This window comes from Pseudomonas sp. TE12234, assembly GCF_054061835.1.
This window is the reverse complement of record NZ_JBSSEP010000006.1, coordinates 1-23979: the sequence shown is the minus strand read 5'-3', so window position 1 is coordinate 23979 and position 23979 is coordinate 1. Positions and strand designations below refer to the sequence as shown.

Annotated in this window: 24 protein-coding genes; 16 read left to right on the top strand and 8 right to left on the bottom strand. The window is 59.7% G+C overall.

The annotated features are described in order from the left end of the window. The 6 genes from cyoB (at window position 1) to ACVWYU_RS11495 (ending at window position 4709) form a co-directional block, all read left to right on the top strand. The gene (gene cyoB / locus ACVWYU_RS11520; protein ID WP_090316337.1) at window positions 1-2031 is read left to right on the top strand and encodes a cytochrome o ubiquinol oxidase subunit I; all 2031 of its coding nucleotides are present in this window, start codon (window positions 1-3) and stop codon (window positions 2029-2031) included. A gap of 3 nt (window positions 2032-2034) precedes the next feature. After that, complete coding sequence (locus ACVWYU_RS11515) at window positions 2035-2661, top strand: cytochrome o ubiquinol oxidase subunit III (protein ID WP_090316339.1); 627 nt, start codon at window positions 2035-2037, stop codon at window positions 2659-2661. Next, window positions 2662-3003 carry a cytochrome o ubiquinol oxidase subunit IV gene (gene cyoD, locus ACVWYU_RS11510; protein ID WP_090316342.1) on the top strand — a complete coding sequence of 114 codons (342 nt, stop codon included), beginning with the start codon at window positions 2662-2664 and terminating at the stop codon, window positions 3001-3003. A gap of 11 nt (window positions 3004-3014) precedes the next feature. After that, a complete protein-coding gene (cyoE, locus tag ACVWYU_RS11505) occupies window positions 3015-3902 on the top strand; it encodes a heme o synthase (protein WP_090316345.1) in 888 nt (295 codons plus the stop codon). Between the two features lie 151 nt (window positions 3903-4053). Then, window positions 4054-4398 (top strand): toxin, encoded by a 345-nt coding sequence (locus ACVWYU_RS11500; RefSeq protein ID WP_457372724.1) that lies wholly within the window; start codon window positions 4054-4056, stop codon window positions 4396-4398. After that, window positions 4395-4709 carry a helix-turn-helix domain-containing protein gene (locus ACVWYU_RS11495; RefSeq protein ID WP_008060552.1) on the top strand — a complete coding sequence of 105 codons (315 nt, stop codon included), beginning with the start codon at window positions 4395-4397 and terminating at the stop codon, window positions 4707-4709. The genes ACVWYU_RS11500 and ACVWYU_RS11495 overlap by 4 nt, the downstream gene beginning before the upstream one ends. Window positions 4710-4766: 57 nt before the next feature. Here the strand turns inward: ACVWYU_RS11495 and ACVWYU_RS11490 are convergent, their stop codons facing one another. Together ACVWYU_RS11490 and ACVWYU_RS11485 are read right to left on the bottom strand one after the other, a co-directional pair. Then, entirely contained in the window at window positions 4767-5045 is a 279-nt protein-coding gene (locus tag ACVWYU_RS11490; RefSeq protein WP_457372723.1) for a DUF3077 domain-containing protein, read from the bottom strand. Between the two features lie 498 nt (window positions 5046-5543). Next, on the bottom strand, window positions 5544-6962 hold the full coding sequence (locus ACVWYU_RS11485; protein WP_090316351.1) for an aminotransferase-like domain-containing protein: 1419 nt from the start codon (window positions 6960-6962) through the stop codon (window positions 5544-5546). 151 nt (window positions 6963-7113) lie between these two features. Between ACVWYU_RS11485 and ACVWYU_RS11480 the strand changes: the two genes are divergently transcribed. The 10 genes from ACVWYU_RS11480 to ACVWYU_RS11435 all read left to right on the top strand — a co-directional run bounded on the left by ACVWYU_RS11480 (window position 7114) and on the right by ACVWYU_RS11435 (window position 16422). Further along, window positions 7114-8214, top strand: coding sequence for an MFS transporter (locus ACVWYU_RS11480; RefSeq protein ID WP_090316354.1), 1101 nt, complete (start codon window positions 7114-7116; stop codon window positions 8212-8214). Window positions 8215-8256: 42 nt separating this feature from the next. After that, window positions 8257-9537: an ATP-grasp domain-containing protein gene (locus ACVWYU_RS11475; RefSeq protein ID WP_247255958.1), complete on the top strand. Its 1281-nt coding sequence runs from the start codon at window positions 8257-8259 to the stop codon at window positions 9535-9537. A gap of 61 nt (window positions 9538-9598) precedes the next feature. Further along, complete coding sequence (locus ACVWYU_RS11470) at window positions 9599-10093, top strand: RidA family protein (RefSeq protein ID WP_090316359.1); 495 nt, start codon at window positions 9599-9601, stop codon at window positions 10091-10093. An 83-nt stretch (window positions 10094-10176) separates the two neighbouring features. Next, complete coding sequence (locus ACVWYU_RS11465) at window positions 10177-10662, top strand: cupin domain-containing protein (protein WP_457372722.1); 486 nt, start codon at window positions 10177-10179, stop codon at window positions 10660-10662. Window positions 10663-10869: 207 nt separating this feature from the next. Further along, window positions 10870-11514, top strand: coding sequence for a glutathione transferase (yfcF, locus tag ACVWYU_RS11460; RefSeq protein ID WP_457372721.1), 645 nt, complete (start codon window positions 10870-10872; stop codon window positions 11512-11514). A gap of 30 nt (window positions 11515-11544) precedes the next feature. Continuing rightward, on the top strand, window positions 11545-12897 hold the full coding sequence (locus ACVWYU_RS11455) for a KamA family radical SAM protein (protein ID WP_248914398.1): 1353 nt from the start codon (window positions 11545-11547) through the stop codon (window positions 12895-12897). Window positions 12898-12928: 31 nt separating this feature from the next. Continuing rightward, entirely contained in the window at window positions 12929-13801 is an 873-nt protein-coding gene (locus tag ACVWYU_RS11450) for a branched-chain amino acid aminotransferase (protein ID WP_457372720.1), read from the top strand. 21 nt (window positions 13802-13822) lie between these two features. Then, on the top strand, window positions 13823-14581 hold the full coding sequence (locus ACVWYU_RS11445; RefSeq protein WP_457372719.1) for a TauD/TfdA family dioxygenase: 759 nt from the start codon (window positions 13823-13825) through the stop codon (window positions 14579-14581). A 66-nt stretch (window positions 14582-14647) separates the two neighbouring features. After that, window positions 14648-15607, top strand: a complete 960-nt coding sequence (locus ACVWYU_RS11440) for a diiron oxygenase (RefSeq protein ID WP_457372718.1) — start codon at window positions 14648-14650, stop codon at window positions 15605-15607. A gap of 14 nt (window positions 15608-15621) precedes the next feature. Next, entirely contained in the window at window positions 15622-16422 is an 801-nt protein-coding gene (locus ACVWYU_RS11435) for an N-acyl homoserine lactonase family protein (protein WP_090316378.1), read from the top strand. 284 nt (window positions 16423-16706) lie between these two features. Here the strand turns inward: ACVWYU_RS11435 and ACVWYU_RS11430 are convergent, their stop codons facing one another. The 6 genes from ACVWYU_RS11430 to ACVWYU_RS11405 form a co-directional block, all read right to left on the bottom strand. Next, entirely contained in the window at window positions 16707-18137 is a 1431-nt protein-coding gene (locus ACVWYU_RS11430; protein ID WP_457372717.1) for an aminotransferase-like domain-containing protein, read from the bottom strand. 396 nt (window positions 18138-18533) lie between these two features. Further along, entirely contained in the window at window positions 18534-19238 is a 705-nt protein-coding gene (locus tag ACVWYU_RS11425) for a hypothetical protein (RefSeq protein ID WP_457372716.1), read from the bottom strand. 433 nt (window positions 19239-19671) lie between these two features. Further along, window positions 19672-20499, bottom strand: coding sequence for an ABC transporter permease (locus tag ACVWYU_RS11420; RefSeq protein WP_090316387.1), 828 nt, complete (start codon window positions 20497-20499; stop codon window positions 19672-19674). A gap of 7 nt (window positions 20500-20506) precedes the next feature. After that, window positions 20507-21379 (bottom strand): ABC transporter permease, encoded by an 873-nt coding sequence (locus tag ACVWYU_RS11415; RefSeq protein WP_457372715.1) that lies wholly within the window; start codon window positions 21377-21379, stop codon window positions 20507-20509. Between the two features lie 10 nt (window positions 21380-21389). Then, window positions 21390-22502 carry an ABC transporter substrate-binding protein gene (locus ACVWYU_RS11410; protein ID WP_457372714.1) on the bottom strand — a complete coding sequence of 371 codons (1113 nt, stop codon included), beginning with the start codon at window positions 22500-22502 and terminating at the stop codon, window positions 21390-21392. A 90-nt stretch (window positions 22503-22592) separates the two neighbouring features. Continuing rightward, a complete protein-coding gene (locus ACVWYU_RS11405; protein ID WP_247255947.1) occupies window positions 22593-23684 on the bottom strand; it encodes an ABC transporter ATP-binding protein in 1092 nt (363 codons plus the stop codon). Window positions 23685-23979 lie beyond the last annotated feature (295 nt).

Genomic DNA, 23979 nt, shown 5'->3' with positions numbered 1-23979 from the left:
ATGTTTGGTAAATTAAGTTGGGAAGCGATCCCGTTCCACGAGCCGATTGTCATGGTGACCATCTCCATGATCGCGCTCGGTGGTCTGGCGTTGTTCGCTGCAATCACCTACTTCAAGAAGTGGACCTACCTGTGGACCGAGTGGCTGACGTCGGTCGACCACAAGAAAATCGGCGTGATGTACATCATCGTCGCCATGGTCATGCTGCTGCGCGGTTTTGCCGACGCCATCATGATGCGTACCCAGTTGGCCATGGCCACCGAGGGTTCGCCGGGCTACCTGCCACCTGAACACTATGACCAGATCTTCACCGCTCACGGTGTGATCATGATCATCTTCATGGCGATGCCATTCTTCACCGGCCTGATGAACCTTGCAGTGCCGCTGCAGATCGGCGCGCGTGACGTTGCCTTCCCGTTCCTGAACTCCCTGAGCTTCTGGCTGCTGGTTTCCGGCGTGGTGCTGATCAACCTGTCCCTGGGCGTCGGCGAATTCGCCAAGACCGGTTGGGTTGCCTATCCGCCGCTGTCGGGTCTGCAGTACAGCCCTGGCGTGGGGATGGATTACTACATCTGGGCGCTACAGCTATCGGGTCTGGGTACGACGCTAACGGGGGTCAACTTCCTGGCCACCGTGCTGAAAATGCGTACCCCTGGCATGAAGCTGATGGACATGCCGATCTTCACCTGGACCTGCACCTGGGCCAACGTCCTGATCGTGGCTTCGTTCCCGATCCTGACCGCTACCCTGGCACTGCTGACGCTTGACCGTTACATGGATTTCCACATTTTCACCAATGAACTTGGTGGCAATCCGATGATGTACGTCAACCTGTTCTGGGCTTGGGGTCACCCTGAGGTGTACATCCTGATCCTGCCGGCGTTCGGTATCTTCTCCGAAGTCATCTCGACCTTCACCGGCAAGAAACTGTTCGGCCACCACTCGATGATCTACGCATCGGGCGCAATCTCGATCCTGGGCTTCATGGTTTGGCTGCACCACTTCTTCACCATGGGTTCGGGTGCCAGCGTCAACGCCTTCTTCGGTCTGGCGACGATGCTGATTTCCATCCCGACGGGTGTGAAACTGTTTAACTGGCTGTTCACCATCTACCAGGGCCGTCTGCGCTTCACCAGCCAGGTGCTGTGGACCCTGGGCTTCATGGTGACCTTCGCCATCGGCGGCATGACCGGCGTACTGCTGGCCATCCCGGGTGCTGACTTCGTTCTGCACAACAGCCTGTTCGTGATCGCGCACTTCCACAACGTGATCATCGGCGGCGCGGTATTCGGTTACATCGCCGGCTTCGGCTTCTACTTCCCTAAAGCGTTCGGCTTCAAGCTGCACGAAGGTTGGGGCAAGGCAGCGTTCTGGTTCTGGATCAGCGGCTTCTTCGTCGCGTTCATGCCGCTCTATGCACTGGGCTTCATGGGCATGACCCGTCGTCTGAACGCCACCACCAACCCTGAGTGGGTGCCGTACCTGTACGTCGCCATGTTCGGTGCGGTGATGATCGCCGTGGGTATCGCTTGCCAGTTGATCCAGCTGTACGTCAGCGTGCGTGACCGCAACAAGCCGGAAAACATGTGCGACCACGGCGACCCGTGGAATGCACACACCCTGGAATGGTCGACCTCGTCGCCACCTCCGTTCTACAACTTCGCCGTGCTGCCGAAGGCTGACGTTGTCGATCCGTTCACCGAAGCCAAGGAAAACGGCACTGCGTACAAGGTTACGGCCAAGTACGAGCCGATCCACATGCCAAACAACACCGCCACCGGTGTGGTCATGGGCGCTCTGTTGACCGTGTTCGGTTTCGCGATGATCTGGCACATCTGGTGGCTGGCCATCGCTAGCCTGGCCGGCACCGTGATCTACTTCGCGATCCACGCCGCTCGTGATGATCAAGGCTACTACGTGCCGGTCGACGTGATCGAACGCATCGAAGCCGAGCAGCACAAGCGTCTGGTAGCGGCAGGGAAAATCCCGGCCACCGCCACCCGTGTTGAAACCTCGTTGGAACAGGCTTAAACCATGTCGAACTTAGTGACCAATGTTGGACACGCCCATGGTCATGACCATGGGCACGATGACCACCACCACGACTCGGGCGAGATGACCGTATTCGGTTTCTGGCTCTACCTGATGACCGACTGCATTCTGTTTGCGTCGATCTTCGCAGCGTACGCGGTACTGGTTAACAACGTAGCGGGTGGCCCGTCGGGCCACGACATCTTCGAACTGCCATACGTGCTGGGCGAAACCGCTCTGCTGTTGTTCAGTTCGATCACCTACGGCTTCGCCATGCTGGCGTTCTTCCGTGGCAACAAGAAGCAGGTCCTGGGCTGGCTGGCCATGACCTTCCTGTTCGGTGCCGGCTTCATCGGCATGGAGATCAACGAGTTCCACATGCTGATCTCCGAAGGCTACGGTCCTAACCGCAGCGGCTTCCTGTCCGGGTTCTTCACCCTGGTCGGCACCCACGGTCTGCACGTGACCAGCGGTCTGATCTGGATGGCGATCATGATGTATCAGGTGCAGAAAAACGGCCTGACGGCGACCAACAAGACCCGTCTGAGCTGCCTGAGCCTGTTCTGGCACTTCCTGGACGTGGTGTGGATCTGCGTATTCACGGTTGTTTATCTGATGGGGACTATGTAAATGGCTAACGCAGCTCATTCCCACAATGGTCACGACGACGCCGGTCACGGCAGCGTCAAGTCCTACGGCATCGGCTTCATCCTGTCGGTGATCCTGACCCTGATCCCGTTCGGTCTGGTCATGTTCCCGACGCTGCCGAAGTCGATCACCCTGATGATCGTCGTCGCCATGGCCGTCATCCAGGTGCTGGTGCACCTGGTGTACTTCCTGCACCTGGACCGTTCGGCCGCGCAGCGTAACAACGTGATTGCGTTTGTTTTCGCCGCGATCGTGATTGTCCTGCTGGTAGGTCTGTCGCTGTGGATCATGTTCAGCATCCACACGTTCATGATGGCGAAGTGAGGTAAGTCCGGATGTCCTTTAAGCACTTTATCCAAATCACCAAACCGGGGATCATTTTCGGTAACGTGCTTTCTGTGGCAGGCGGATTTTTCCTGGCCTCCAAAGGGCATGTCGATCTGGCCATCTTCCTGGCCGCCATGATCGGCACGTCCCTGGTGGTCGCCTCCGGTTGCGTGTTCAACAACTGCATCGACCGCGACATCGACCTGAAGATGGAACGCACCAAGAACCGGGTGCTGGTCCAGGGCCTGATCTCCCTGAAACTGGCCCTGATCTACGCGACCGTCCTGGGTGTCGCCGGCGTTGCGCTGTTGTACAAGGTGGCCAACCCGTTGGCTGCGCTGTTCGCGGTGATCGGTTTCGTCATCTACGTCGGCTTCTACAGCCTGTACCTCAAGCGCAAGTCGGTTCACGGCACGCTGGTGGGCAGTCTGTCGGGCGCCATGCCGCCGGTAATCGGTTACGTGGCCGTGAGCAACACCTTCGACATGGCTGCGTTGACCCTGCTGGTGATGTTCAGCCTGTGGCAGATGCCGCATTCCTACGCCATCGCGATCTTCCGCTTCAACGATTACCTGGCCGCATCGATCCCGGTGCTGCCGGTCAAGCGCGGAATCGAAGTGGCCAAGAAGCACATCCTGATCTACATCCTGGCCTTCCTCGTGGCGACCTTGATGTTGACCTTCAGCGGCTACGCCGGCATGAGCTACCTCGCCGTCGCCGCGGCCATGGGCATGTACTGGCTGTACATGGCCTGGACCGGCTACAAGGCAGTGGATGACACGGTCTGGGCACGCAAGCTGTTCGTGTTCTCGATCTTCACCATTACCGCGCTGAGCGTGATGATGTCCCTGGACTTCAAAGTGCCGACCGAGCTGTTGCTGACGTACGCGCCTTAAGGTTCAGAAGCTGAATTGAAAAGCCTCGCCTTCGAGAGAAGCGCGGGGCTTTTTGTTGGGTTGCTGTCTGTCGGTCAAGACTGTCGGCAAGTTCATCAAGAGATGGCTCATTGTATTGCGCGACTATAGGCAAATTGCCTATAGTCGCGCGATGCGAACCGTATTCTTCGAAACCACATCCTTTACCGCCACCGTTGGCAATTATCTGACGGACGATGAGTATCGTGCGCTACAAAGCCACATGCAGCTGAATCCGCACGCGGGCGATGTGATGCCTCGTACGGGAGGTTTCCGAAAGCTACGCTGGGCCGATGAGCGCCGGGGGAAAGGCAAGCGAGGTGGCTTGCGGGTTATCTATTATTGGCTTATGAATGATGGCCAGTTCTGGATGTTTGCAATTTATGACAAAGATGAGCTTGAGAATTTGACTGCTGACCAAGAGAAGGCGCTCAAGAAAGCCATAGAGACAGAGTTGAAAGTACGAGGTACCCCATGAAAAAGCGCGACCTGTTTGCAGAGTTGATGCAAGGCGTTGACGAGATGGCGGCTCAACGCGAAGGCAAGATTACGTTGCGCAATACGACTGTGGAGGACATTCCGGCTCCAGAGGTGGGAGCGCAGGAAATCGTTGCACTAAGGGAAAAGTTACACATGTCCCAAGCCGTTTTCGCCAAGCGAATTCGCACTAGCCCCAGTACCTTGAGAAACTGGGAGCAGGAAAAATCAAAGCCTAACGCTCAGGCGGCCTTGTTGATCAGACTGGTTGAGAAATTCCCGGATATGGTAGATCGACTGGCAGTGGTTTGATCGAGACAACGAATAGCTGAAAGCCCCGCATTCAAAAGAATCGCGGGGCTTTTTCATTTATGCGCGGTTGTTGCACGGTGCATCGAGCACTTTCACCACGTCATCGATGATGGCCTTGCTCATGTCCTGCAAGAAGTGCGAGGCCCAGGCGTGTCGGTCGGAGTCGCGGACCATGGTGGCGTCTGAGGCGAGGAGTTTGGCGAGGTGGAGCAGGTCGGAAGCGTGGGAGAGGGCGGCGATTACCGGGACGCCGGCGTTAATGCGGAACAGCGAGGCGTTGGCGTGGTAGGAGAAGGGGGTGAGGCCGATGGTTTTCAGGTCTTGTGGAATGGTCATTGGGATTCACCTCCTGTTGGCTTGGAGGTGGTTGATGACGTTTGAAGCAGACAGACCAATAGCGTTCATGAGTAAAGCTCCCGTTTAAAGTTGAGAGCTGCCACGTTCGTTCTCAGGCGAATGGGTGGCAGCTGTGCGTGGGCTGAGAAACCGGAGATACGGGATCCGGCAGACCCGAAGGTCTCCCACGCACAGCCGCCATTGCACGAGTGTGCAGGCATAAAAAAAACGCCGGCAATCGTGATTGGTGGCGCTTGTGCGCTCGTATCTTACCCGGGTTCTCAGGCCCGGTCGCTGAATTGGCAGCGACGGGCAAAGTTAGTCAGTCAGGATGAGGTCGGCAATCGTGGCGATCTGATGGCCGGGGATCTTATTGCACACCGACCCCCCCTGTGGGAGCGGGCTTGCCCGCGATGGCGGTGGGTCAGGCGACATTGAAACTGAATGTGACGGCCCTTTCGCGGGCAAGCCCGCTCCCACAGGATCGAAGACAGTCAGTTATTTGTGCGGCATGTCCAACAACCGGAAAAACCGCTCCCGCACCTGCACATGATCACTGTGTGCCACGTTGAAGCGCAGAAACTGATTGGCATCCGCCGCTTTGCTGAGCATGGTTCCCGGTGCCAGTACCAGGTCAATTTCCAGACCCTTTCTGGCCAGGCACTCGGCTTTGAATCCCTCTGGCAGTCGGGTCCAGATGTACAACCCTTCCCCCGGCAGCGACGACACCGAACACCCGGCTTCGCCCAGCCATGCCGCCACCCGGCTGTTCGACTCGTAGAGCCGGTCCACGGTGCGGCGCATGTGTTTGGCGTAGCTGCCATCGCTGAGCATGGTGCAGATGATCTGCTCGGCCATCTCCGAGGTCATGCCGCCGCAGGCCATTTTCAGCGTCACCATCCGCGCCGCCAGTTGCGGTGACAGCACCGCGAAGCTGACGCGGCTATTGGCGGTCAGGGTCTTGGAAAACCCGGAGACGTAAGAGACATTGTCCAGCCCGCTCGCGGCCAGGCGCGGCGTTCGGCGTTGCTGCATGTCGCAGTACAAATCGTCTTCGAGGATGTGGAAGTTGTAGCGATGGCTCAGCTCCACCAGGCGGTAAACCTGGGCCGAGGTGAACGAGTGCCCGGTCGGGTTGTGCAGGGCATTGTTGGTCATGTAGAGCACGGGACGATGGGTGATCAGCAATTGCTCGAACGCGTCCAGGTCCATGCCGTCGCACTCGCGGCGGATGGTAATGACCTTCACGCCATGCCAGGCCAGATTGGTGTGCATCGTGAAGTAACACGGGTCGTCGAGGAGCACCGTGTCGCCGGGTTTGACCAGCAGGCGCATCAGCATGTCGATGGCCTGGACGGTGTTGGCGGTGGTGATGATCTGCTCCACCGGCGCCTCGATGCCCAAGGTCGACATCTTGACCCGCAAGGCCTGGCGCAATGGCAGGTAACCGCTGGCGTTGCCGTATTCGCCCATGCGCAAGCTGGTCGCGCGAAGCGTTCCGCGCACGGCCTTGAGCAATTCTTCGGCAGGCAACCACGAGGACGGCAGAAAACCGGCCCCCGGGCGCAGCTTGCCATTGTCCAGTAGCACCGCGCGGCGGACCACGCTGAGGGTGTCTTGCGGGAGCAGGTCCGGCCCGGCGTTGGCTGGCAGGGTGCTGCTGGAACGGTGCACGTAGTGCCCGGAACCCTGGCGGGAAACCACCAGGCCCTTGGCCCGCAAGCGGTCCAGGGCGTCGACCACCGTGGACTTGCCCACGTGCATCAAGTCGGAGAGTTCGCGAATCGGCGGCAGCCTGGAGCCGTGGGGCAGGCCGCCCTGACTGATCGCCACGGTTAGTTGATCGACGATTTGCTGGACCAGCGGCACACCTGGCTGGAACTCGATAGCGGCGATCACTGCTCGCTGAGCCTGCATTTTACTGGTCTCTCCGGCAGTAAAGTTCGTTTGATTCTATACGAACTTGCTCTGATCAAGACAAGCATCTCTTTCTACCATCGCTTTGGAGAGTTTTCGGATTGTCGACCTGTTGCCGGTCGTTCAGTCGCCAAGGGTCATGAGGTGCTGCATGAGTTTAGAAACAACCGTTGTCGTGGCGAAACCGGTGATCAACCTGCGGTTGTTCACCATTCGAATCATCACGGCCGTTGCGCTGTTCGCGGTGCTGGGCAAGGCCAACGTCTGGCTCGACACCGCCACCAACAGCATTCTGGCCCTGGGGTATCGGGCCTTGTTGCTGCTGCTGCCGTTGACGTTACTGGTGCTCGGTCGCCGTTCCTTGAGCGTCACGCTGTTGTGCGCTGCCGCCGGCCTGGTGCTGTTGGCCGTCACCCACAACCAGGGCGTGGTCATGTTTGCCGCGGCGTTGTTTGCCTACGGCATTGCCATTGCCGGTTACCTGATCAAGAGCGAAGCGGCACAGACCAAGGAAGGCGCGGCCTATAACCGGGTTGCCATGAACATGGGCAGCCTGCTGGCAGGGCTGATCCTGCTGTCGCCACTGCTGACCCCGGCCATGTTTTTCCTCGGCGCCGCCGGTTTTGTCCTGCTTTGCCTTCCCATCGCCATGGGGGCGACCTTCACCTGCGACCCCGTGGTGGCCCGTCCCGCCGGCCAGGAAGGCAGCGGCTGGCGCAACAAACTGCCGTGGGTCATCGCCGGCGTCATCATGGGCATCAAGCTGTTTGGCGTGTTCTCGATCCTGCCGCAAGCGATCCTGCTCAAGACCGGCGAACTGCCGGGCTGGTACGGGCTGATGCTGATCCTCAACAGCGCCGTGGTGGTGTTCGCGCAGGTGCCGGTCATGAAACTGATCGAGCGCACCGGACGCTTCAAGGTGCTGACAGTGATCGCCATCATCGTCATCGGTTTCGCGGTGCTGTCTTCACCGGCGGCGTTCCACGTCGAAACCCTGGTCGGCGCGCTGGTCTGGGTGGCGGTGCTGTCCATCGCCGAGTGTGCGTTCAGTCACCTCGACTATTTCTCGGTCAAGCAGAACAACATGTTCGTCAAGGAAGTGTCCCTGGGGGTCGGCGCCGGGTTGACCGTGTTGATCATGCGGGTCATGCCGCCGCCCTACAACGCGCTGGTGCTGGCGGCCATCGGCGCGGGCGGGATTCTGGTCTGGTACTGGCTCAACCGTAAATCAATCGCGTCGCTGCATGACTGAGTCATCGCCGTTTCGGTTTTCATTTTGCAAGTCGGGGATTTTATGAATACGACTTCATGCGTAGTAGTGGTGGGGTACAACGGCAGTCGGGTCCACGATATCCCGAAGCTGCGCGAACTGTGCAAGTCGTTGTACAACGCGCGGCTCATCCTGCTGGTCGAGAAGATCCAGCCCGGGGACGATCAGGTCGCCGATCACGTGTGCAGTACATCGCTGGCCGAGAAAGACGTTCCGGCCTCTCTCGAACTGGTGGTCGGTTGCCTGAATGCCGATCGCTGGAAACTCATCGGCGTGCTGCCGTTTTCCGATCGCGGTGTAGTACTCGGTGCGGCGCTGGCCAGCCATTTCGGCCTGCCCGGCATCACCCCGGCCGAGGCGCGGGCGGGCCTGGACAAACAGATCTTCCGCCAACTCGAAGCGACGGCGACTGCGGCACCCGAGGATTATCGGCCGATCGTTTCCACCCGGATCACAAGCCTTCCGGAACTGCGTCAGCGCGTGATCGAAATGGGCGGCAAGGCGTTCATCAAGCCTGCCTGTGAAGGAGCCAGCCGCGGTTGCCGGGTCATTCGGCACCCGTCCGAGTGCGACGAGGCATGGCAGGCCCTCAAGCCCTATCGCGAGGGCGGCATCGTGCTCGAAGAGTTGATCCAGAACGCCCGGGAATACAGCTGGGACCATGTCGCGGGAAGTACCTGGATCACCGAGAAAACCACCACCGACGGCGCCTACCGCGCCGAGATCCAGCAAGTGGTGCCCGCGCCTTTGCCGGCGGACGCACAGGCTCGGCTGATGGCCGCCGGCCGGCACATGGCCGGGTTGGTATCGCAGCACAACGGGGCCTGGCACAACGAAGTCTTCCACAGGGCCAATCACCGCACCTCGGCCGTGGAAACCAACATGCGCCCGGGTGGCATGCACATCTGGGACCTGGCACGTAAGGCGTTCATCGATTTCGACCCGTGGGAGCGCTGGGTCCGCTGGGCCGTGGAAGGCCACGTCGACAGCCATGATCCCGTGCCGCGCGGCTACTGCGGCATACGCCTGTTGCGAGCGAACGCTGGCGGCATCCTGCGGGATGTTCCGGACATCCAGTCGCTGGCCCGGTCGCTGAACATCGAACTGGTGGAAGCGGTGCTGACCAAGCGCATCGGTGATTCGGTCAGTGCACTGGTGAAAGACAACTTCTCGTTCATCGGCCACATCGTGTTGTTCAACGAGCAGTACGAGCGCCTCAGCCTGGACCTGTCACGTCTGGCCGAGGCCATTGAATCAAGTGTTGGGATCACCGGCCTGGCAGCGCCGACAAGGGCTGTGGGTTGAGTCCTGGATCAAGCAGCAGCGATCGATGTTTTTTGCAGTATTGATCAAGAGGGTTACGTCAATGAGTGAACACATGACCTGTGATGAGCGCTTCATCGCTCTGGCACGGGAATTCGACTACGACATCTACGGCGAGAACACCGCAGGCGGGCATTACGCGCCGCTGATTCGTCATCACGATGAACTGTATATCAGCGGTCTGGTGCCGCGCATGAACGGCAAAATCCACTACCCGGGACGGGTCGGACTGGAGCTCAACATGGCGGATGCGCAAGCGGCCGCCAGCATCAGTGCAATGCGGGGATTGGCGCTGATCGTGGATGCCATTGGTTCGCTGGACAAGATCAAATCCTTGATCCGCATAACAGTGTATGTGAAGTCCACGGCCGATTTTGTCGACCTCAGTGAAGTCGCCAACGGTGCGTCGGATGTGTTCAGTCATGTACTGGGTGATGCCGGGAAACATACACGCACCACAGTCGGTGTTTATCAATTGCCGAAAAATGCGGCCATTGAAGTTGATATGATCGTGGCGCTGCGCCCGTCGGCGTTATAAATGAAGTTGTCCGGCTTTACACTGTTGAAGGGTTGGCCTAAGGTCGGGTAACTCAATTCGGCAGAATAAGTTGGAAACAGCTAATGAATAACGTTCAGGGTGCGTTTTTTTCATATAAGGACTTTCGCCAAAGTCTGGATCGGCAGCCGATCAAACCTCGTGTGTGGAAAAGTGCTGAACTTGGCGATATGCGTCAGGCCCTTGAGGCCAGCGACGTCGATATTGTTGCGCTGGCCCACGATAACACTGTCGAAGGTTGCCAACTGACACCCGGCATGGCGGTGTCCATGCAATGGCTGGTGCCGGGTTCAACGCTCGATGGCCATGTCCATGCCTGGTGGCATCTGTTTATCATCCAGTCCGGCAGCGGCGCCTTGTCCCTGGGGGATGCAGAGGAGGTAAACATCGGTGCCGGGGATGTATTGCTGGTGCCGGCCTGGACCCGTCACGGCTTCGTCAACACCAGCACCACCGAGCCGCTGGCCATGCTCAACCTCAGCAACATGCCGCAGATGGCATTGCTATCCAATCACGCCGCCAACGTTGGCCTGATACCTCGCCCGCTGTAATTTCTTCTCAGTTGCACACCAGGGAGTCCGCCTACGCTGACTCCCATTTTTTTTTGTACACCTCAAAAATGCTCTTTGGCGATTGATGTGCGCTGATTTCTGTATCGATAGAAACAGATAATTTCTGTATCTGTTCAGCACTTAATCAACTTACTACGATCGCCTCAAATGCAACGGATTAATGTGTTTGGTGCAAGGGAGCGTTCTATGGAAAGTACGAAGTTAAAGCTGTATCTGGGTGCGGATTATGTCAGCGCTTTTGCCATGTCGGCGTTTGTGGCTTTAAAGGAGAAGCAACTTTCATTTGACTTGATCACGCTGGATTTAAAGGCCCGTGAAAACTATCTCGAAAGTTATAGGAATCTTTCTCTAACTTGCAAAATCCCTGCACTGGTTCACGAAGGTTTTGCGCTTTCGGAATCTTCAGCCATTGCCGAATATCTGGAGGAGCTCGCTCCAGGTTCAAAAAGAATTTACCCGCAAGACATCAAGCAACGCGCCCGGGCCCGTCAACTGCAGGCCTGGTTGCGCAGCGATCTGCTCGTGGTGCGCAGGGAGCGCCCGTTCGATCTTGTGTACTTCGGCAAAAAAGACAATCCGCTGTCCGACGAGGCCCGGGCCGCGGTCGACCGGTTGTTCTTTGTGGCGGACCGCTTGCTGGAGGAGGGCGCCGAGCACCTGTTTGGCGACTGGAGCATTGCCGACACCGACCTGGCGATCATGCTCAACCGACTGGTTGCCAATGGTGATCCGGTCCCGGCGCGACTGGCGGCGTATGTGCAGCGCCAATGGGATCGCGACAGCGTCCGGGCATGGATGGACATAGAGCGCAAAGCGCCAGCCATCCAGTAACCACCGCCAGCACAGACCAGGAGCGCTGCCATGCAAGGACTGTCGGAGCACGAAAGATACAAACCCTATAATTCCCGCACCATCCGCGACACGCCTTACTGGCAGCGGCTGACGCCGGCGTTGCAGGAGGCCATGACCGTGGTGGCCCGGGTCATGCCGTTTCGCACCAACGAATACGTACTGGGGACACTGATCGACTGGAACAACATTCCGGACGATCCGATTTTCCGCATGACCTTTCCCCACAAGGACATGCTGCTGCCAGACGAGTACCAATCGCTCAAGCAGTTGATCGAGCTAGACGACAGCGTCGCCATCAAGCGGCGGATCGAAGCGATCTGGCTGCGCATGAACCCGCACCCGGCAGGGCAACTGACGCACAACGGCGTCACCCTCGACGGAAAAGTCCTGCCAGGCATTCAGCACAAGTACCGCGAGACCGTGCTGTTTTTCCCCGGTGCCGGTCAGACGTGTCATGCGTACTGCACCTTCTGTTTCCGTTGGGCGCAGTTCATCGGCGAAGAAGAACTCAAGTTCAATGCGCGCGAATCCCAGGAACTGGTGAGTTACCTGCGAGTACACACCGAGGTCACCGATGTGCTGATCACCGGCGGCGACCCGCTGATCATGAACAGCCGATCCCTGGCCGGGTACATCGAGCCACTGCTGGAACTGCCCCACCTGAAAAGCATCCGCATCGGTACCAAGTCGGTGGCCTATTGGCCGCAACGATTCGTCAGCGACAAGGACGCGCCGCAGCTGCTGACGCTGTTCAAACGGATCGTCGCGGCAGGGAAAAACCTGTCGATCATGGGCCACTACAACCACCCGGTGGAGATTCGCCAGGACATCGCCCGTCAGGCTGTCGAGCGCATCCGCTCCACGGGCGCCACCCTGCGCATGCAGGCGCCGGTGATCCGCCACATCAACGAAAACCCTGCCGATTGGGCGGCGCTGTGGACCGAAGGCGTTCGGCTCGGGGCGGTGCCGTATTACATGTTCGTCGAGCGCGACACCGGCCCCAGCCATTACTTCGCGATGCCGCTGGCCCGGGCATTCGAAATCTTCCAGGCCGCGTACCGCACGGTGTCGGGCCTGGCGCGCACGGTGCGCGGGCCGTCCATGAGCACCTTCTACGGCAAGGTGCTGATCAACGGCATCGAGACCGTCGCCGGGGAAAAAGTCTTTGTCCTGCAGTTCCTCCAGGCCCGGGATCCGCAATGGGTGTTGCGCACCTTTTACGCGCGCTTCGACCCGCAGGTGACCTGGTTCGATGACTTGCAACCCGCCTTTGGCGAGCGAAGGTTTTTCTTTCAGAACGAGCCTGAACGGTTGCTTGAGTCAGCGCCCGAATTGATACCGGTCCTGCTGCAAACGGCGTAGGACGAATCTTGAACACAGGGGAGACAAGGACATGAGTGGTATCCCGTTTGATCAACGCGAAGGATGGATCTGGCTCGACGGCGAGTTCGTCGAGTGGTCGCAAGCGCGCCTGCATGTGCTCAGTCACGGCTTGCATTACGCGAGCACGGTGTATGAAGGGGAGCGCGTCTACAACGGCAAGATCTTCAAGCTGCGCGAACACAGTGAGCGTCTGTATCGCTCGGCGCAATTGATGGATTTCGCCATTCCGTTCGAACTGGCCGAACTGGAAGCGGCCAGCCATGAACTGCTGCAACGCAACAACGTCAGCGACGGTTACCTGCGACCCGTGGCCTGGCGTGGCAGCGAGATGATTTCCACCTCGGCGCGCTTCAACCGTGTGCATGTGGCCATCGCTTGCTGGCAATGGCCGAGCTATTTCGATCCGGCGGCGCGCATGGCCGGTATCCGGTTGAAGACCGCCACCTGGCGACGTCCACCGCCGAGCAGCAGCCCTTTTGAGGCCAAGGCGTCCGGGCATTACCAGATCGCCACACTGAGCAAGCACGACGCGGAAAACAGCGGTTACCACGACGCCATGATGCTCGACTGGCGCGGCCACGTCGCCGAAGCCACCAGCGCCAACGTGTTCTTCGTCAAAGGCCGGACGCTGTACACGCCGATGCCCGACTGTTTCCTCAACGGCATTACCCGGCAGACCGTGATCGAGCTGGCCAGGGCCCTGGATTACCAGGTGGTCGAAGCGACGATTCTGCCTGCGCAACTGGGCGACTTCGATGAGTGTTTTCTCACCGGCACCGCCGCCGAAATCACCCCCGTGCAGAGCATCGATGAGCAGCACTATCGACCGGGTGATGCCTGTCGCCAGTTCATTGCCGCGTACACCTCAACCGTAAACGCCTGATCAACCGCCAGGAATCACACCATGCCAAATCAAGGGATTGTTGCGTCCAAACCTTACGTCTCACTCGATCATCGCCATGAAGAATTGTCGACCCGTGGCTGGACTGTCCTGACCCCCGGCGAATTCGCCCATGACGTGACCGGCACATTGCATGAGTTCGGTCCGGTCATTCCGCAGTTCAACGGGCAAGTGGCCTTTGCCATCACCCGCAAGCCGGGCTACGAAGACTTGCCGTACTCCCAGAGCATGAACGGCATCGGCCCGCATACCGAAGCGCCGGTATACGGACCGCCACCGCGTTACCTGGCCCTGCATTGTCACAAGCAGGCGACCTGCGGTGGCGGGCACACCGGGCTGGTGGACGGTTACGAATTCCTGAAGTCCCTGGAACGCAGTGAACCGGAGTTGCGCGAGTGGTTGAATGACACGCCGGTGGAGTTCGTCGCCACCGCCAAACCCGGCGAACCCGCACAGTGCCGGGTCAAGGAATACATCCTCACGCCGACAGAGGAGGGCGACATTTTCCGCTTCAGTTACAACCAGTTTCACTACGGCGATGTGAATCCTTCCAAGGAAGCCTTGCAGCAATCCCGGGTCACCAACAGCACCTCGCCCCTGGCCCGATTTGCAGCACTCGGCGAGGCGTATTTCGTCGAGCACAACATTCCGGTGCTGATACCCGACGGGTGCATGCTGATTTGGGACAACTGGCGGATGATCCACGCCCGCAGCCGTTACACTGACCCGGCGCGCCACCTGACCCGCTATTGGCTGGCCTGATTTTTCCGTCGCCCTTCATTCTTTTGGCGTACCCCTTGTGGGTACGCGTCTTACAGGTATCGCGTCATGCAAACAGCAATCGAGATCGCCAAGGTCGATCATCAACTGATCGTGCGGCTCAATCAGGCCTGGACCCGGCGCGCCACCGTCTGCTCGCCGGACAAGTGGTCGGTCGATGAAGTGTTCGACCCGGCGCGCCCGGATTACCCCGAGGGCATGGTGCCGTTTTTCCATCACCCCAAGTTCCAGGCCTTGAGCGAAGCGCTCAAGAGCCGCGTGGTGACCTGGGGCTGGATCGGCTACAACCTGCGCACCGTCACCGCCGAAGAACACGTCGTGAATCCGGCGCTGAGCGTCATTGCCAACCAGTACCTGGGCAAGGACGACTGGCATTTTCGCGAGGCGATGCAGCAAACCCTGATCGACGAGCATTACCACACGCTGATGCACCTGCGGGCCATCGAACGGACCAGGCTGGAGCGGGCGCTGGATCAGGATCTGGACTTGCCGCCGTCCGTCACTTATCTACGCCTGCTGGCCCTGCGTGAAACGCTGACCGAGCAATGGCAGAAGGATCTGGCGGCGATCACCTTTGCGGTGGTGGCCGAGATCAGCGTCAACGCCTATCTGGACCTGCTGGCGGACGACCAGACCATCCAGCCGCAAAACCGTCGCGTGGCCGAACAGCACAACCGCGACGAGTACGCCCACAGCAAGGTGCTGGCCGAAGTGGCCAAGGTGATGTACGCCAACATGCAGCCGCCTCAGCAGGCATTTTTCGCACGCACCTTATCGCAGGCGCTGAGTGCCTTTATCGCCCAGGACTACTCGATGTGGGAGGCGATTCTGACGCAGCTTGGGGTCGAAGACGCCGCGTTGATCATTGCCGACACCCGCGAGAGCAACAAGAACGCCACCATCATGCGCGACTACAGCGGTCTGCATCGTCTGGCGCAGGATCTGGGCATCAGCGAGCAGATCGATTTCGATTTTCGTCCGACCCTCAAAACCACCGCAGCGGCCTGAACCCGGAGGCGCCCATGTCAGTTCCTGTGTACGAAGTGTTCGCCATCCGTGTCGGCGCTAACGCCCAGCGCACCGCACGGGAGAATTTCCTTTACGACGCCTGCTGCGGTGATCCCAATGCGCCGATGCCGCTGGACTACTACTTCTGGGTCATCCGCAACGAGCAGCAGGTGATCGTGGTCGACACCTGTTTTCAACCGGCCACGGCGGATCGGCGCAATCGTCAGATGTATCGTTTGCCGGAAGAATCCCTGCGGCAACTGGACATCGATCCGGCGCAGGTCGAGCACCTGATCCTGACGCATCTGCACTGGGACCACGCCGGCAATCTCGCGCTGTTTCCCAAGGCCACGGTGCATCTGCAGGAAGCGGAACTGCGCTTCTGCACCGGGCCGAAAATGGCTCATCGCACGGTGAATAAGACCTACGAGGTCGACGATGTGATGTCGGCGCTGCCGCCGTTGTTCGAAGGGCGGATGCGCTTGCACAGCGGTACAGTCGAGGTGATGCCCGGTGTGACGCTGCACCCCGTGGGAGGGCATACGCCCGGCAGTCAGGTGGTGCGGGTCAATACCGCGCGAGGATGGATCGTGCTGGCCTCGGACGCCGCGCATTTGTGGGTCAACATCCGTGAGCGCAGCCCGTTCCCGATCCTCGACGACCTGGCGCAGACCCTTGAAGCCTTCAGCGAAATCGACCGCCTGGCCGACAGCGAAGACCACGTGATTCCCGGTCACGACCCACTGATCGCCGAGCGCTTCCCGCACTGGAACGACGACCCGCACATCATCAGCCTGCACCAGTCCCCGACCTGAAGAACACCCAAACCAGTAGGAGCGAGCCTGCTCGCGATGGCGGCACATTCAACATGGATGTGTCTGACACGACGCCATCGCTGGCAAGCCAGCTCCCACAGAAATTTGGGCCGTTCACGGACTCGGCGTACATCCACGAACACTGTGGGAGCGGGCTTGCCCGCGACGAGGCCGGCACATTCAGCATCAATGCCGCCTGACACTCCGCCATCGCTGGCAAGCCAGCCCCCCCAGTTGATGGTAGTCGTGCTCGAATTCTGTGTTCAGTGACAATCCCCTGTGGGTTAGCCATGGCTCTTCAGGATACGGCCCAAGGTCTGCAGTGCCTCGTCGATTTTTGCTGAATACGGCGCTCCGCAGCCAATGCGCACGAAGTGATTGAAACGCTTGGCATTGGAAAAGATATCCCCAGGGGAAATCTGGATGCCGACCTTCAGCGCCTCATGGAAAAACGCCATGGCCGAGTGCTCGCGCGGCAGTTCCACCCACAGCAACGTACCGCCTTGCGGGTGGGTCACGCCGGTGCCTTCGGGAAAGTAGCGAGTGATGGCTGCGCTCATCTGCTGGCGCTGTTGTGTCAGGGTTTTGCGCAAACGCCGCAGGTAACGCTCGTAGGACGGTGTCCCCATGAAGGCACTGACCGCCAGTTGCGACAACGCCTCGCAACAACGGGTTTGGGTGTGTTTGAGCATCTCCACGCGGTCGTGCCATCTCCCGGCGCTGATCCAGCCCAGGCGCAGACCCGGTGCCAGGGTTTTGTTCAGTGAGGCGCAATAGATCAGGTTGCCGGTGCTATCCCAGTGCTTGAGCGTGGACAACGGCTGCTCGGTGTCCACCAGATCACCGTAGGTGTCGTCTTCGATCAGTACGGTGTTGTGTTCGGTGCACAACTGAACCAGCCGCGCTTTGTTGGCATCGGGCATGACGCTGCCCAGCGGGTTGTGCAGGTTGGGCATGACGATCAGCGCCTTGATCGGTTCCGGGCCTTGCAGCAGTTGTTCGAGGGCCAGCAGATTGATCCCGCTGTGGGGCGTGGCCGGGACTTCCAGCACCCGCAGATTCAGGCTTTCGAGAATTTGCAGCAGGCCGTAAAAGGTTGGCGATTCCACGGCCACGGTGTCGCCGGGCCGGGTCACGGCGCGCAATGCCAGATTGATTGCTTCGGTGGCTCCGTTGGTGATCACGATGCGATCGGCCGTGAGGTTGGTCTTGGTGGTCAGCGCCCGGCGGGCCAGGATGTTGCGCAATGCGCTGTTGCCGCAGGTCGGGCCGGCGGCACCGAGCAAATGCTGATCGTGACGCAGCGCCTTGATCATGTTGTCTTGCAGGGTCTTGATCGGGTACAGCTCCGGCGCGCAGTAGGCACTGGCGAAATTGACCTTGATCGTCGCCCGCTGACTGGCCTTGAGCACCGAGGACACCTGTTCATGAATGCCGACATAGATCCCGGTGTCCAGAGGGGGTGGCGGGGCGGCGGGCGCGGGTTTGACCGGTGTGTCGGGCTGGCGGATGTAGTTGCCGGAACGTGGCCGTGCTTCCAGCACCCCGTAGTCCTCCAGCTCGCGGCACACCTGCACCGCGGTCGACAGGCTGACGGCGTGCTTTTCCATCATCAGCCGAATCGAGGGAAATCGTTCACCGGTTTTCAGGGTGCCGCTGCGGATGGCATCCAGGTAATGGTGGGCTAACTGACGATACAAGGGCGTCGTGTTCATGATGACCTCAGCAATCGCACCACTGAGGTCTTGAGCTGGAAAGTGAGTTGACGCCTTCCCGCAGGCGGACCCGTGGTGCTCAAGGGTTAAGGGAAGGTGGTTCTGGCGTCGATACTGGAAGAGTAATCGCGGATTGCGAGGAATCACGGGCAATAAAAAGCCCCGCGCTGGGGCGGGGCTCTTAAATGAGGCGATGAGGTCTTGTGGCGAGGGTGCTTGCCTGTGGCGATGGGGCTTGCCCTCGCTGGGTGGCGAAGCCGCCCCAAGTCAGTCACCGGCGTTATTTCAGAAAAACCGCATTCACCGGTTTTACGACGGCTGCGCCGCCGAGCGCGAGCAAGCTCGCTCGCCACAGGCAAGCCCCCTCACTACAGGGCAAGCCGAAGGTGTAGCGGATTACTGCGCGGCGATGCTGTAACCGTCGAACGCGGTTTGCTGCTGCAGGGCGGTGATGATGTTTTTGCGGTTGACCGCTTGTTCCGCGCCCGTGCTGTCCAGGAACGTCTCGCTTTCCAGCTCCGCTTCATCGCCTTCGCCAACGAAGGTAAAGCCCAGGAATTCCAGGGCTTCACGGTCAACGTTCAAGCGCGAGCGTGGGGTGCGCAGCGGCAGGGTCACGCTCATGCCGTCCTTGCTGATGGTGAACACTTCGACTTCTTTCTTGGCTCGCGCCGCCTTGCTCTTGCCGCTGCTCGGGTTGCTGATGGCCTGGTGCGTCTGGTTCAACACCTTCAACGCCAGCCCGTAAACGATCTCCTGAAACGCCGGGTCGTCCTTGAAGCTGGAGAGAATGCGGCTGATCGGGAACTTGCTGCTCAGGTCTTCCAGGGCTGCGATGTCGGCCGCTTCGGCGTCCTTGAGCTGCTTGAGCTGGCCCATCAGCTCGTAGGCCTTGTCATCGTCGAAGCTGTCGTGGGCCTGGCGAATCGCGGCGCGCAGCTCACGGAGCTGATCGCTTTCACGGCTCGATTGAAAAGCGTCCAGGACCATCTCACTGATGGTTTTCGCCTGAGGCACGTGTTGTGAAAGATTGATGGAGTTTTCGTATTCCGCTTTGGACGACAAGGTGACTACGGATTCAGCGGTGTTGGAATCGGACATTGAAAATTCACTACTTCTTTTAACTTGAATAGAGGCGAGAAAGCACGGGGGCCTTTTCAGGCCGACTAATCTATTGGACCGGGGCGGCGTTGTCACGGATCAACAGGCGGCTGTTCATTTTTTGCACTTCTGTAGGCGCGAGCCTCGCGATGGAAGTCAACGATTACGCGTTCAAGCGGGATAAACGCGGTGCCCTGTAGGAGCGAGCCTGCTCGCGATGGACGTCAACGATTACACGTTCATGCTGGATGAACGCGGTGCCCTGTAGGAGCGAGCCTGCTCGCGATGGACGTCAACGATTACACGTTCATGCTGGATGAACGCGTTGCCCGTGAGGCCATCGCGAGCAAGCTCGCTCCTACAGGGGCGGCGCAAATGCAAAAAGCCCCGCGTTCATCACGAAGCGGGGCTTTTGCTTTCGGTTGCGACGTGTTTACCGATGCAACAGCTTCTGCGCCCGTTTGTCCGCCAGATGCTGCACCACCAACCGCCCGATCAGCACCAGCAGGGTCAGCGAGATCAACAACACCGAAATCGCCGCGACACTCGGGTCGACGTTATCGCGCAAGCCGCTCCAGATGCGTTTGGGCAGGGTGTCGACATTGACGCTGGTGATGAACAGCGTCACCGCCACCTCTTCCCACGACAGGGCGAACCCCAGCAGCGCGGTGGAGGCCAGGCCCAGTTTCAGGTTGGGCAGGATCACCATGAAGGTGGTCTGCATCAGGCTGGCGCCGAGGTTGCGCGAGGCCAGTTCGATGCGACGGTCAATCTGGCTGAGGGCCACCAGCATGGTCACCACGCCGTAAGGGACGACCATGATCACATGGGCAATCACCACGCCGGTCGGGGTGTCGTAGCCGATCCCCGGTGCGTAGCTGCCGAGTTTGGTTTCCATGAAGTACAGCACCAACGCGGAGATCACCGGCGGAATCGCCATCGGCAACAGCACCAGGCCGATCAGCGCCGTGGCCAGTTTCGAGCGCATGTACCAGATGCCGAGGCTGAAACTGGCGGCCAGCAACGTGGCGATGATGCTGGTGGCAAACGCGATGCTCAGGCTCTGGCTGATGGCATGGAACCAGTCAGGGTTGCTGACCAGCGCCTCGTAGTGGCGCAGCGACCAGTTGCCCTCGGGCATCGACAGGAAGCGTTTGCTGGTGAAGGACACCGGAATGACCGTCAGCAGCGGGAACAGCATAAAGGCCATGGCGATCACGGCCAGCAGCCGCGTGCTCAGGCTTGTGCGATGGGTATTCATAGTGATCTCAGCCTACCAGTCGGTTCACGCGGGTCATTTTCAGCAACACCCAGATCAACGCGATGACCAGGGCCAGCAGCACCACGCTCAGTGCCGCCCCCAGGCCCCAGTTGCTGGTCTGGAACATTTGCAGGAACACGTATTCGGCGATCATCACCGTTTGCCCGCCGCCCAACAGCACCGGGGTGATGAAGAAGCCCAGGCAGAACACGAAGACCATGATGAAGGCACCCAGTATTCCCGGCAGGGTCTGCGGCAGCAGCACCTGCCAGAACGTCCGCAGGGCACCGGCACCCAGGCCTCGCGAGGCCATGAGCACACGTTGATCCAGCTGACGCATGGTCGACAGCAGGGGGAACACGGCATACGGGATCATCACGTGCAGCATGCCGATGACCACCCCTATCTCATTGCGGCTCAGTTGCAGTGGCTGATCGATCAATCCCATGCCCATCAGGCCGTTGTTGAGTACGCCGTTGCTGCGCAGGGCGATCAACCAGCCAAAGGCCCGCACCAGCACGGAAATCCAGAACGGAATGAAGATGCAGATCTCCACCACCCGTTGCCAGAACGGCGGGCTGAACACCCAGCAGTACGCCAGCAGATAACCGATCACCAGGGCCAGGCAACTGACTGTCATGCACAGGCGCAGGGTGCGCCAGAGCATTTCGTGAATCGCCGGGTCGGTGGCGATGCGCTGGTATTGCTCGATGCCTGGCGTCGGCAGCGAGAAGCTCCAGCCGACCACGCCGAGAAACGGCAGCACGTAGAAAATCAGCAGCAACACCGGCAGCGGAAACAGCAGCAAACCGCGCTCCAGGCCCGGCGAACTGAACCGGGGCTTGGGTTTGCTCAAGGTGGACGTCAAGGTCATGGTCATGATCGATGGCTCACTTGGACAGCCGCGTCAGGTACTCTTCCAGGGCTTTGGAGTAGTTGTCGGCGTACCACTGGGAGTTGAGGGCGATCTGTTTTTTCAGGTTGGCTTCGGAGGCGCAGTTGGCTTCCAGTTGCTTGGCCGTCATCATTTTTTCCGTGGCGCTGTTCGACGGTCCGTTGCCCAGCAGTTCAAAGAGTTTGAGCTGGCCTTCGGGTTGCAACGCTTGCTGGATGAACTGCATCGTCGGTTGCGTGCCGGCCGGGTTGCCGGAAAGCACCGCCCAACTGCTGGAGTTGATGAAGCCGTTGTCGAAGCTCCAGCGCACGCGGTTGTCGGTGTCTTCGCTGAGCAGCTTGGCGCGGGTGTGCCAGATCGCGCCGACCGACACTTCGCCGTCGACCATCAGTTGCTGACTCTCGGCGCCCGAGCTCCAGAACGACAGCACGTGAGGTTTGATCTCGTCGATCTTCTTCATTGCCCGTGGCACGTCCAGCGGGTACAGCTGATCGGCCGGTACGCCGTCGGCGAGCAGCGCCGCTTCGAGCATCCCGTTCATCCATTTGTACAGGGTGCGTTTGCCGGGGAATTTTTTCACGTCCCAGAAATCGGCCCAGGTCTTGGGGCCGTTATCGCCGAATTTGGCACTGTCCCAAGCCATCACGTAGCTGAACTGGTAGCTGGCGATGCCGAAATCCGAGGCGAGCGCCGGGGCCACCTGATCGCGCTTGATCAGGTTGTAGTCCAGCGGTTGCAGGATTTTTTCGCGGCCCAGCACGAGGGCGCTGTAGCTCTCGACGTCGACCACGTCCCAGCTCGGTTGGCCGCTGGCCAGTTGCGAGCGGATCGCGCCCTCGGTCGGGCCGGCGCCGTCGATGCGCACTTGAATGCCGGTGTTTTTGGTGAAGGTGTCGGTCCATGCCGAACGGAACGCATTCAGGGCATCACCGCCCCAGTTGACCACCACCAGCGGCTTGTCGGCCGACCAGCTGATGCCGCTGCGCAGTGCCAGGGGCACCGCTGCCAGCAGACCCATGGCCTGGATGAAGGTGCGACGGTTGATCTGGCCGTCACGGGCCTTTTCGATAAGCACTTCGATGCAGTCTTGTTGGTGATCCTGGCGCATGGACAAGTCCTCAGTCGGCGGGCACCTGCGTGGGCACCGGCCTTTTTGTTGTCGTTGGAAGAGAGCTTTGTGACGCAAATTTTTTCGGTGTCAGGCCTGTAGCAGGAAGCTTTGCTGCACCGGCCAGCTCAGCCACACCGGCGCACCGCTGGGCATCGATGCGCCAGGGTGGTTGCCGGGCACGGAGAGGTTGATCGGCAAGGTATCGCCGCCGACCTTCAAGGCCAGATGAGTGCTGGAGCCTTGATAGACCTTGTCGGTGAGCTGTGCAGGCATGACGTTGTAGCCGTCGCGGGTCGGGCACTCGCTGTGCAGTTCCATGTGCTCGGGGCGCACGGCCAGCACGATGGGCTCTTTGCTCAGGGGGGCCGGGGCGAGGGCATGGAGGATACTGGTGCCGCAGCGGCCGCTGGCGGTGGGGCCGTTGCGGGACATGTCGGCCAGGGGGAACAGGTTCATCTTGCCAAGGAATTCGGCGACGAAACGGCTTTCGGGGCGGTTGTAGATGTTTTCCGGTGTGTCGACCTGCGTCAGCTTGCCATGGTTGAAAATCGCGATGCGCGACGACAGGGCCAGGGCTTCGTTCTGGTCGTGGGTGACGAAGACGAAACTGGTCCCGACCTGACGGTGGATGCGCTGCAATTCGGTTTGCAGCTGTTCGCGCAGGTTCTTGTCTAGCGCCGACAGTGGCTCGTCGAGCAGCAGCAGTTCCGGTTCGAACACCAGCGCCCGGGCAATCGCCACACGCTGTTGCTGGCCGCCGGACATTTCAGCGGGTTTCTTGTGCATGTGCGCACCGAGGCCGACCACCTCAAGAATGTGCTTGACCCGACGCTGGCGCTCTTCGGCCGCGACTTTGCGGATGCGCAACGGATAGGCGACGTTGTCCGCCACGGTCATGTGCGGGAACAGCGCATACCCCTGGAACACCATGCCGTAGTTCCGCTTCTCGGCGGAGCGCTTGATGATGTCGACGCCTTGCTCCATCAACTTGCCCGACGTCGGGCTGAGGAAGCCGGCCAGGATCATCAGCAAGGTGGTTTTGCCCGAGCCGGAAGGACCCAGCAGGGTAAGAAATTCGCCTTGGCGAACGTCAAGATCGACGTTATCCAGCGCCGCGAAACGACCGTAATACTGGCTGATACCTTGTGCGCTGAGCTGAATCGCTGAACGGCTGGACACGATGAGGTTCCTCTTTTTATTGCCCATAAGACGTACGAGGACGGATGCGAATCCGAAATGGGCTTTGGGCTTATTATTGTTAAAAATATCGCTACATCAATGGAATTATTTTGCGCCTATTGGTTAGTTTTATTACTCAATTGCGGCGTGTTTTTGCGCCAGGAAAGTCGACCCTTACAGGAGCTGGTTTGCCCGCGAAAGGGCCGGCACCTTCAGCATCAATGCCGCCTGACACACCGCCATCGCTGGCAAGCCAGCTCCCACAGAAATTTGGGCCGTTCACGGACTCGGCGTA

Excerpts from the sequence above, each read along its gene's own strand:
- ACVWYU_RS11410 (WP_457372714.1), bottom strand. The coding sequence starts at position 22,502 with ATGCGCCAGGATCACCAACAAGACTGCATCGAAGTGCTTATCGAAAAG.
- ACVWYU_RS11425 (WP_457372716.1), bottom strand. The coding sequence starts at position 19,238 with ATGTCCGATTCCAACACCGCTGAATCCGTAGTCACCTTGTCGTCCAAA.
- ACVWYU_RS11455 (WP_248914398.1), top strand. The coding sequence starts at position 11,545 with ATGCAAGGACTGTCGGAGCACGAAAGATACAAACCCTATAATTCCCGC.
- ACVWYU_RS11435 (WP_090316378.1), top strand. The coding sequence starts at position 15,622 with ATGTCAGTTCCTGTGTACGAAGTGTTCGCCATCCGTGTCGGCGCTAAC.
- yfcF (WP_457372721.1), top strand. The coding sequence starts at position 10,870 with ATGGAAAGTACGAAGTTAAAGCTGTATCTGGGTGCGGATTATGTCAGC.
- ACVWYU_RS11485 (WP_090316351.1), bottom strand. The coding sequence starts at position 6,962 with ATGCAGGCTCAGCGAGCAGTGATCGCCGCTATCGAGTTCCAGCCAGGT.
- ACVWYU_RS11415 (WP_457372715.1), bottom strand. The coding sequence starts at position 21,379 with ATGACCATGACCTTGACGTCCACCTTGAGCAAACCCAAGCCCCGGTTC.
- ACVWYU_RS11515 (WP_090316339.1), top strand. The coding sequence starts at position 2,035 with ATGTCGAACTTAGTGACCAATGTTGGACACGCCCATGGTCATGACCAT.
- ACVWYU_RS11465 (WP_457372722.1), top strand. The coding sequence starts at position 10,177 with ATGAATAACGTTCAGGGTGCGTTTTTTTCATATAAGGACTTTCGCCAA.
- cyoD (WP_090316342.1), top strand. The coding sequence starts at position 2,662 with ATGGCTAACGCAGCTCATTCCCACAATGGTCACGACGACGCCGGTCAC.
- ACVWYU_RS11500 (WP_457372724.1), top strand. The coding sequence starts at position 4,054 with ATGCGAACCGTATTCTTCGAAACCACATCCTTTACCGCCACCGTTGGC.
- ACVWYU_RS11470 (WP_090316359.1), top strand. The coding sequence starts at position 9,599 with ATGAGTGAACACATGACCTGTGATGAGCGCTTCATCGCTCTGGCACGG.
- ACVWYU_RS11495 (WP_008060552.1), top strand. The coding sequence starts at position 4,395 with ATGAAAAAGCGCGACCTGTTTGCAGAGTTGATGCAAGGCGTTGACGAG.
- ACVWYU_RS11475 (WP_247255958.1), top strand. The coding sequence starts at position 8,257 with ATGAATACGACTTCATGCGTAGTAGTGGTGGGGTACAACGGCAGTCGG.
- ACVWYU_RS11480 (WP_090316354.1), top strand. The coding sequence starts at position 7,114 with ATGAGTTTAGAAACAACCGTTGTCGTGGCGAAACCGGTGATCAACCTG.
- ACVWYU_RS11445 (WP_457372719.1), top strand. The coding sequence starts at position 13,823 with ATGCCAAATCAAGGGATTGTTGCGTCCAAACCTTACGTCTCACTCGAT.
- ACVWYU_RS11420 (WP_090316387.1), bottom strand. The coding sequence starts at position 20,499 with ATGAATACCCATCGCACAAGCCTGAGCACGCGGCTGCTGGCCGTGATC.
- cyoB (WP_090316337.1), top strand. The coding sequence starts at position 1 with ATGTTTGGTAAATTAAGTTGGGAAGCGATCCCGTTCCACGAGCCGATT.
- ACVWYU_RS11450 (WP_457372720.1), top strand. The coding sequence starts at position 12,929 with ATGAGTGGTATCCCGTTTGATCAACGCGAAGGATGGATCTGGCTCGAC.
- ACVWYU_RS11430 (WP_457372717.1), bottom strand. The coding sequence starts at position 18,137 with ATGAACACGACGCCCTTGTATCGTCAGTTAGCCCACCATTACCTGGAT.
- ACVWYU_RS11490 (WP_457372723.1), bottom strand. The coding sequence starts at position 5,045 with ATGACCATTCCACAAGACCTGAAAACCATCGGCCTCACCCCCTTCTCC.
- cyoE (WP_090316345.1), top strand. The coding sequence starts at position 3,015 with ATGTCCTTTAAGCACTTTATCCAAATCACCAAACCGGGGATCATTTTC.
- ACVWYU_RS11440 (WP_457372718.1), top strand. The coding sequence starts at position 14,648 with ATGCAAACAGCAATCGAGATCGCCAAGGTCGATCATCAACTGATCGTG.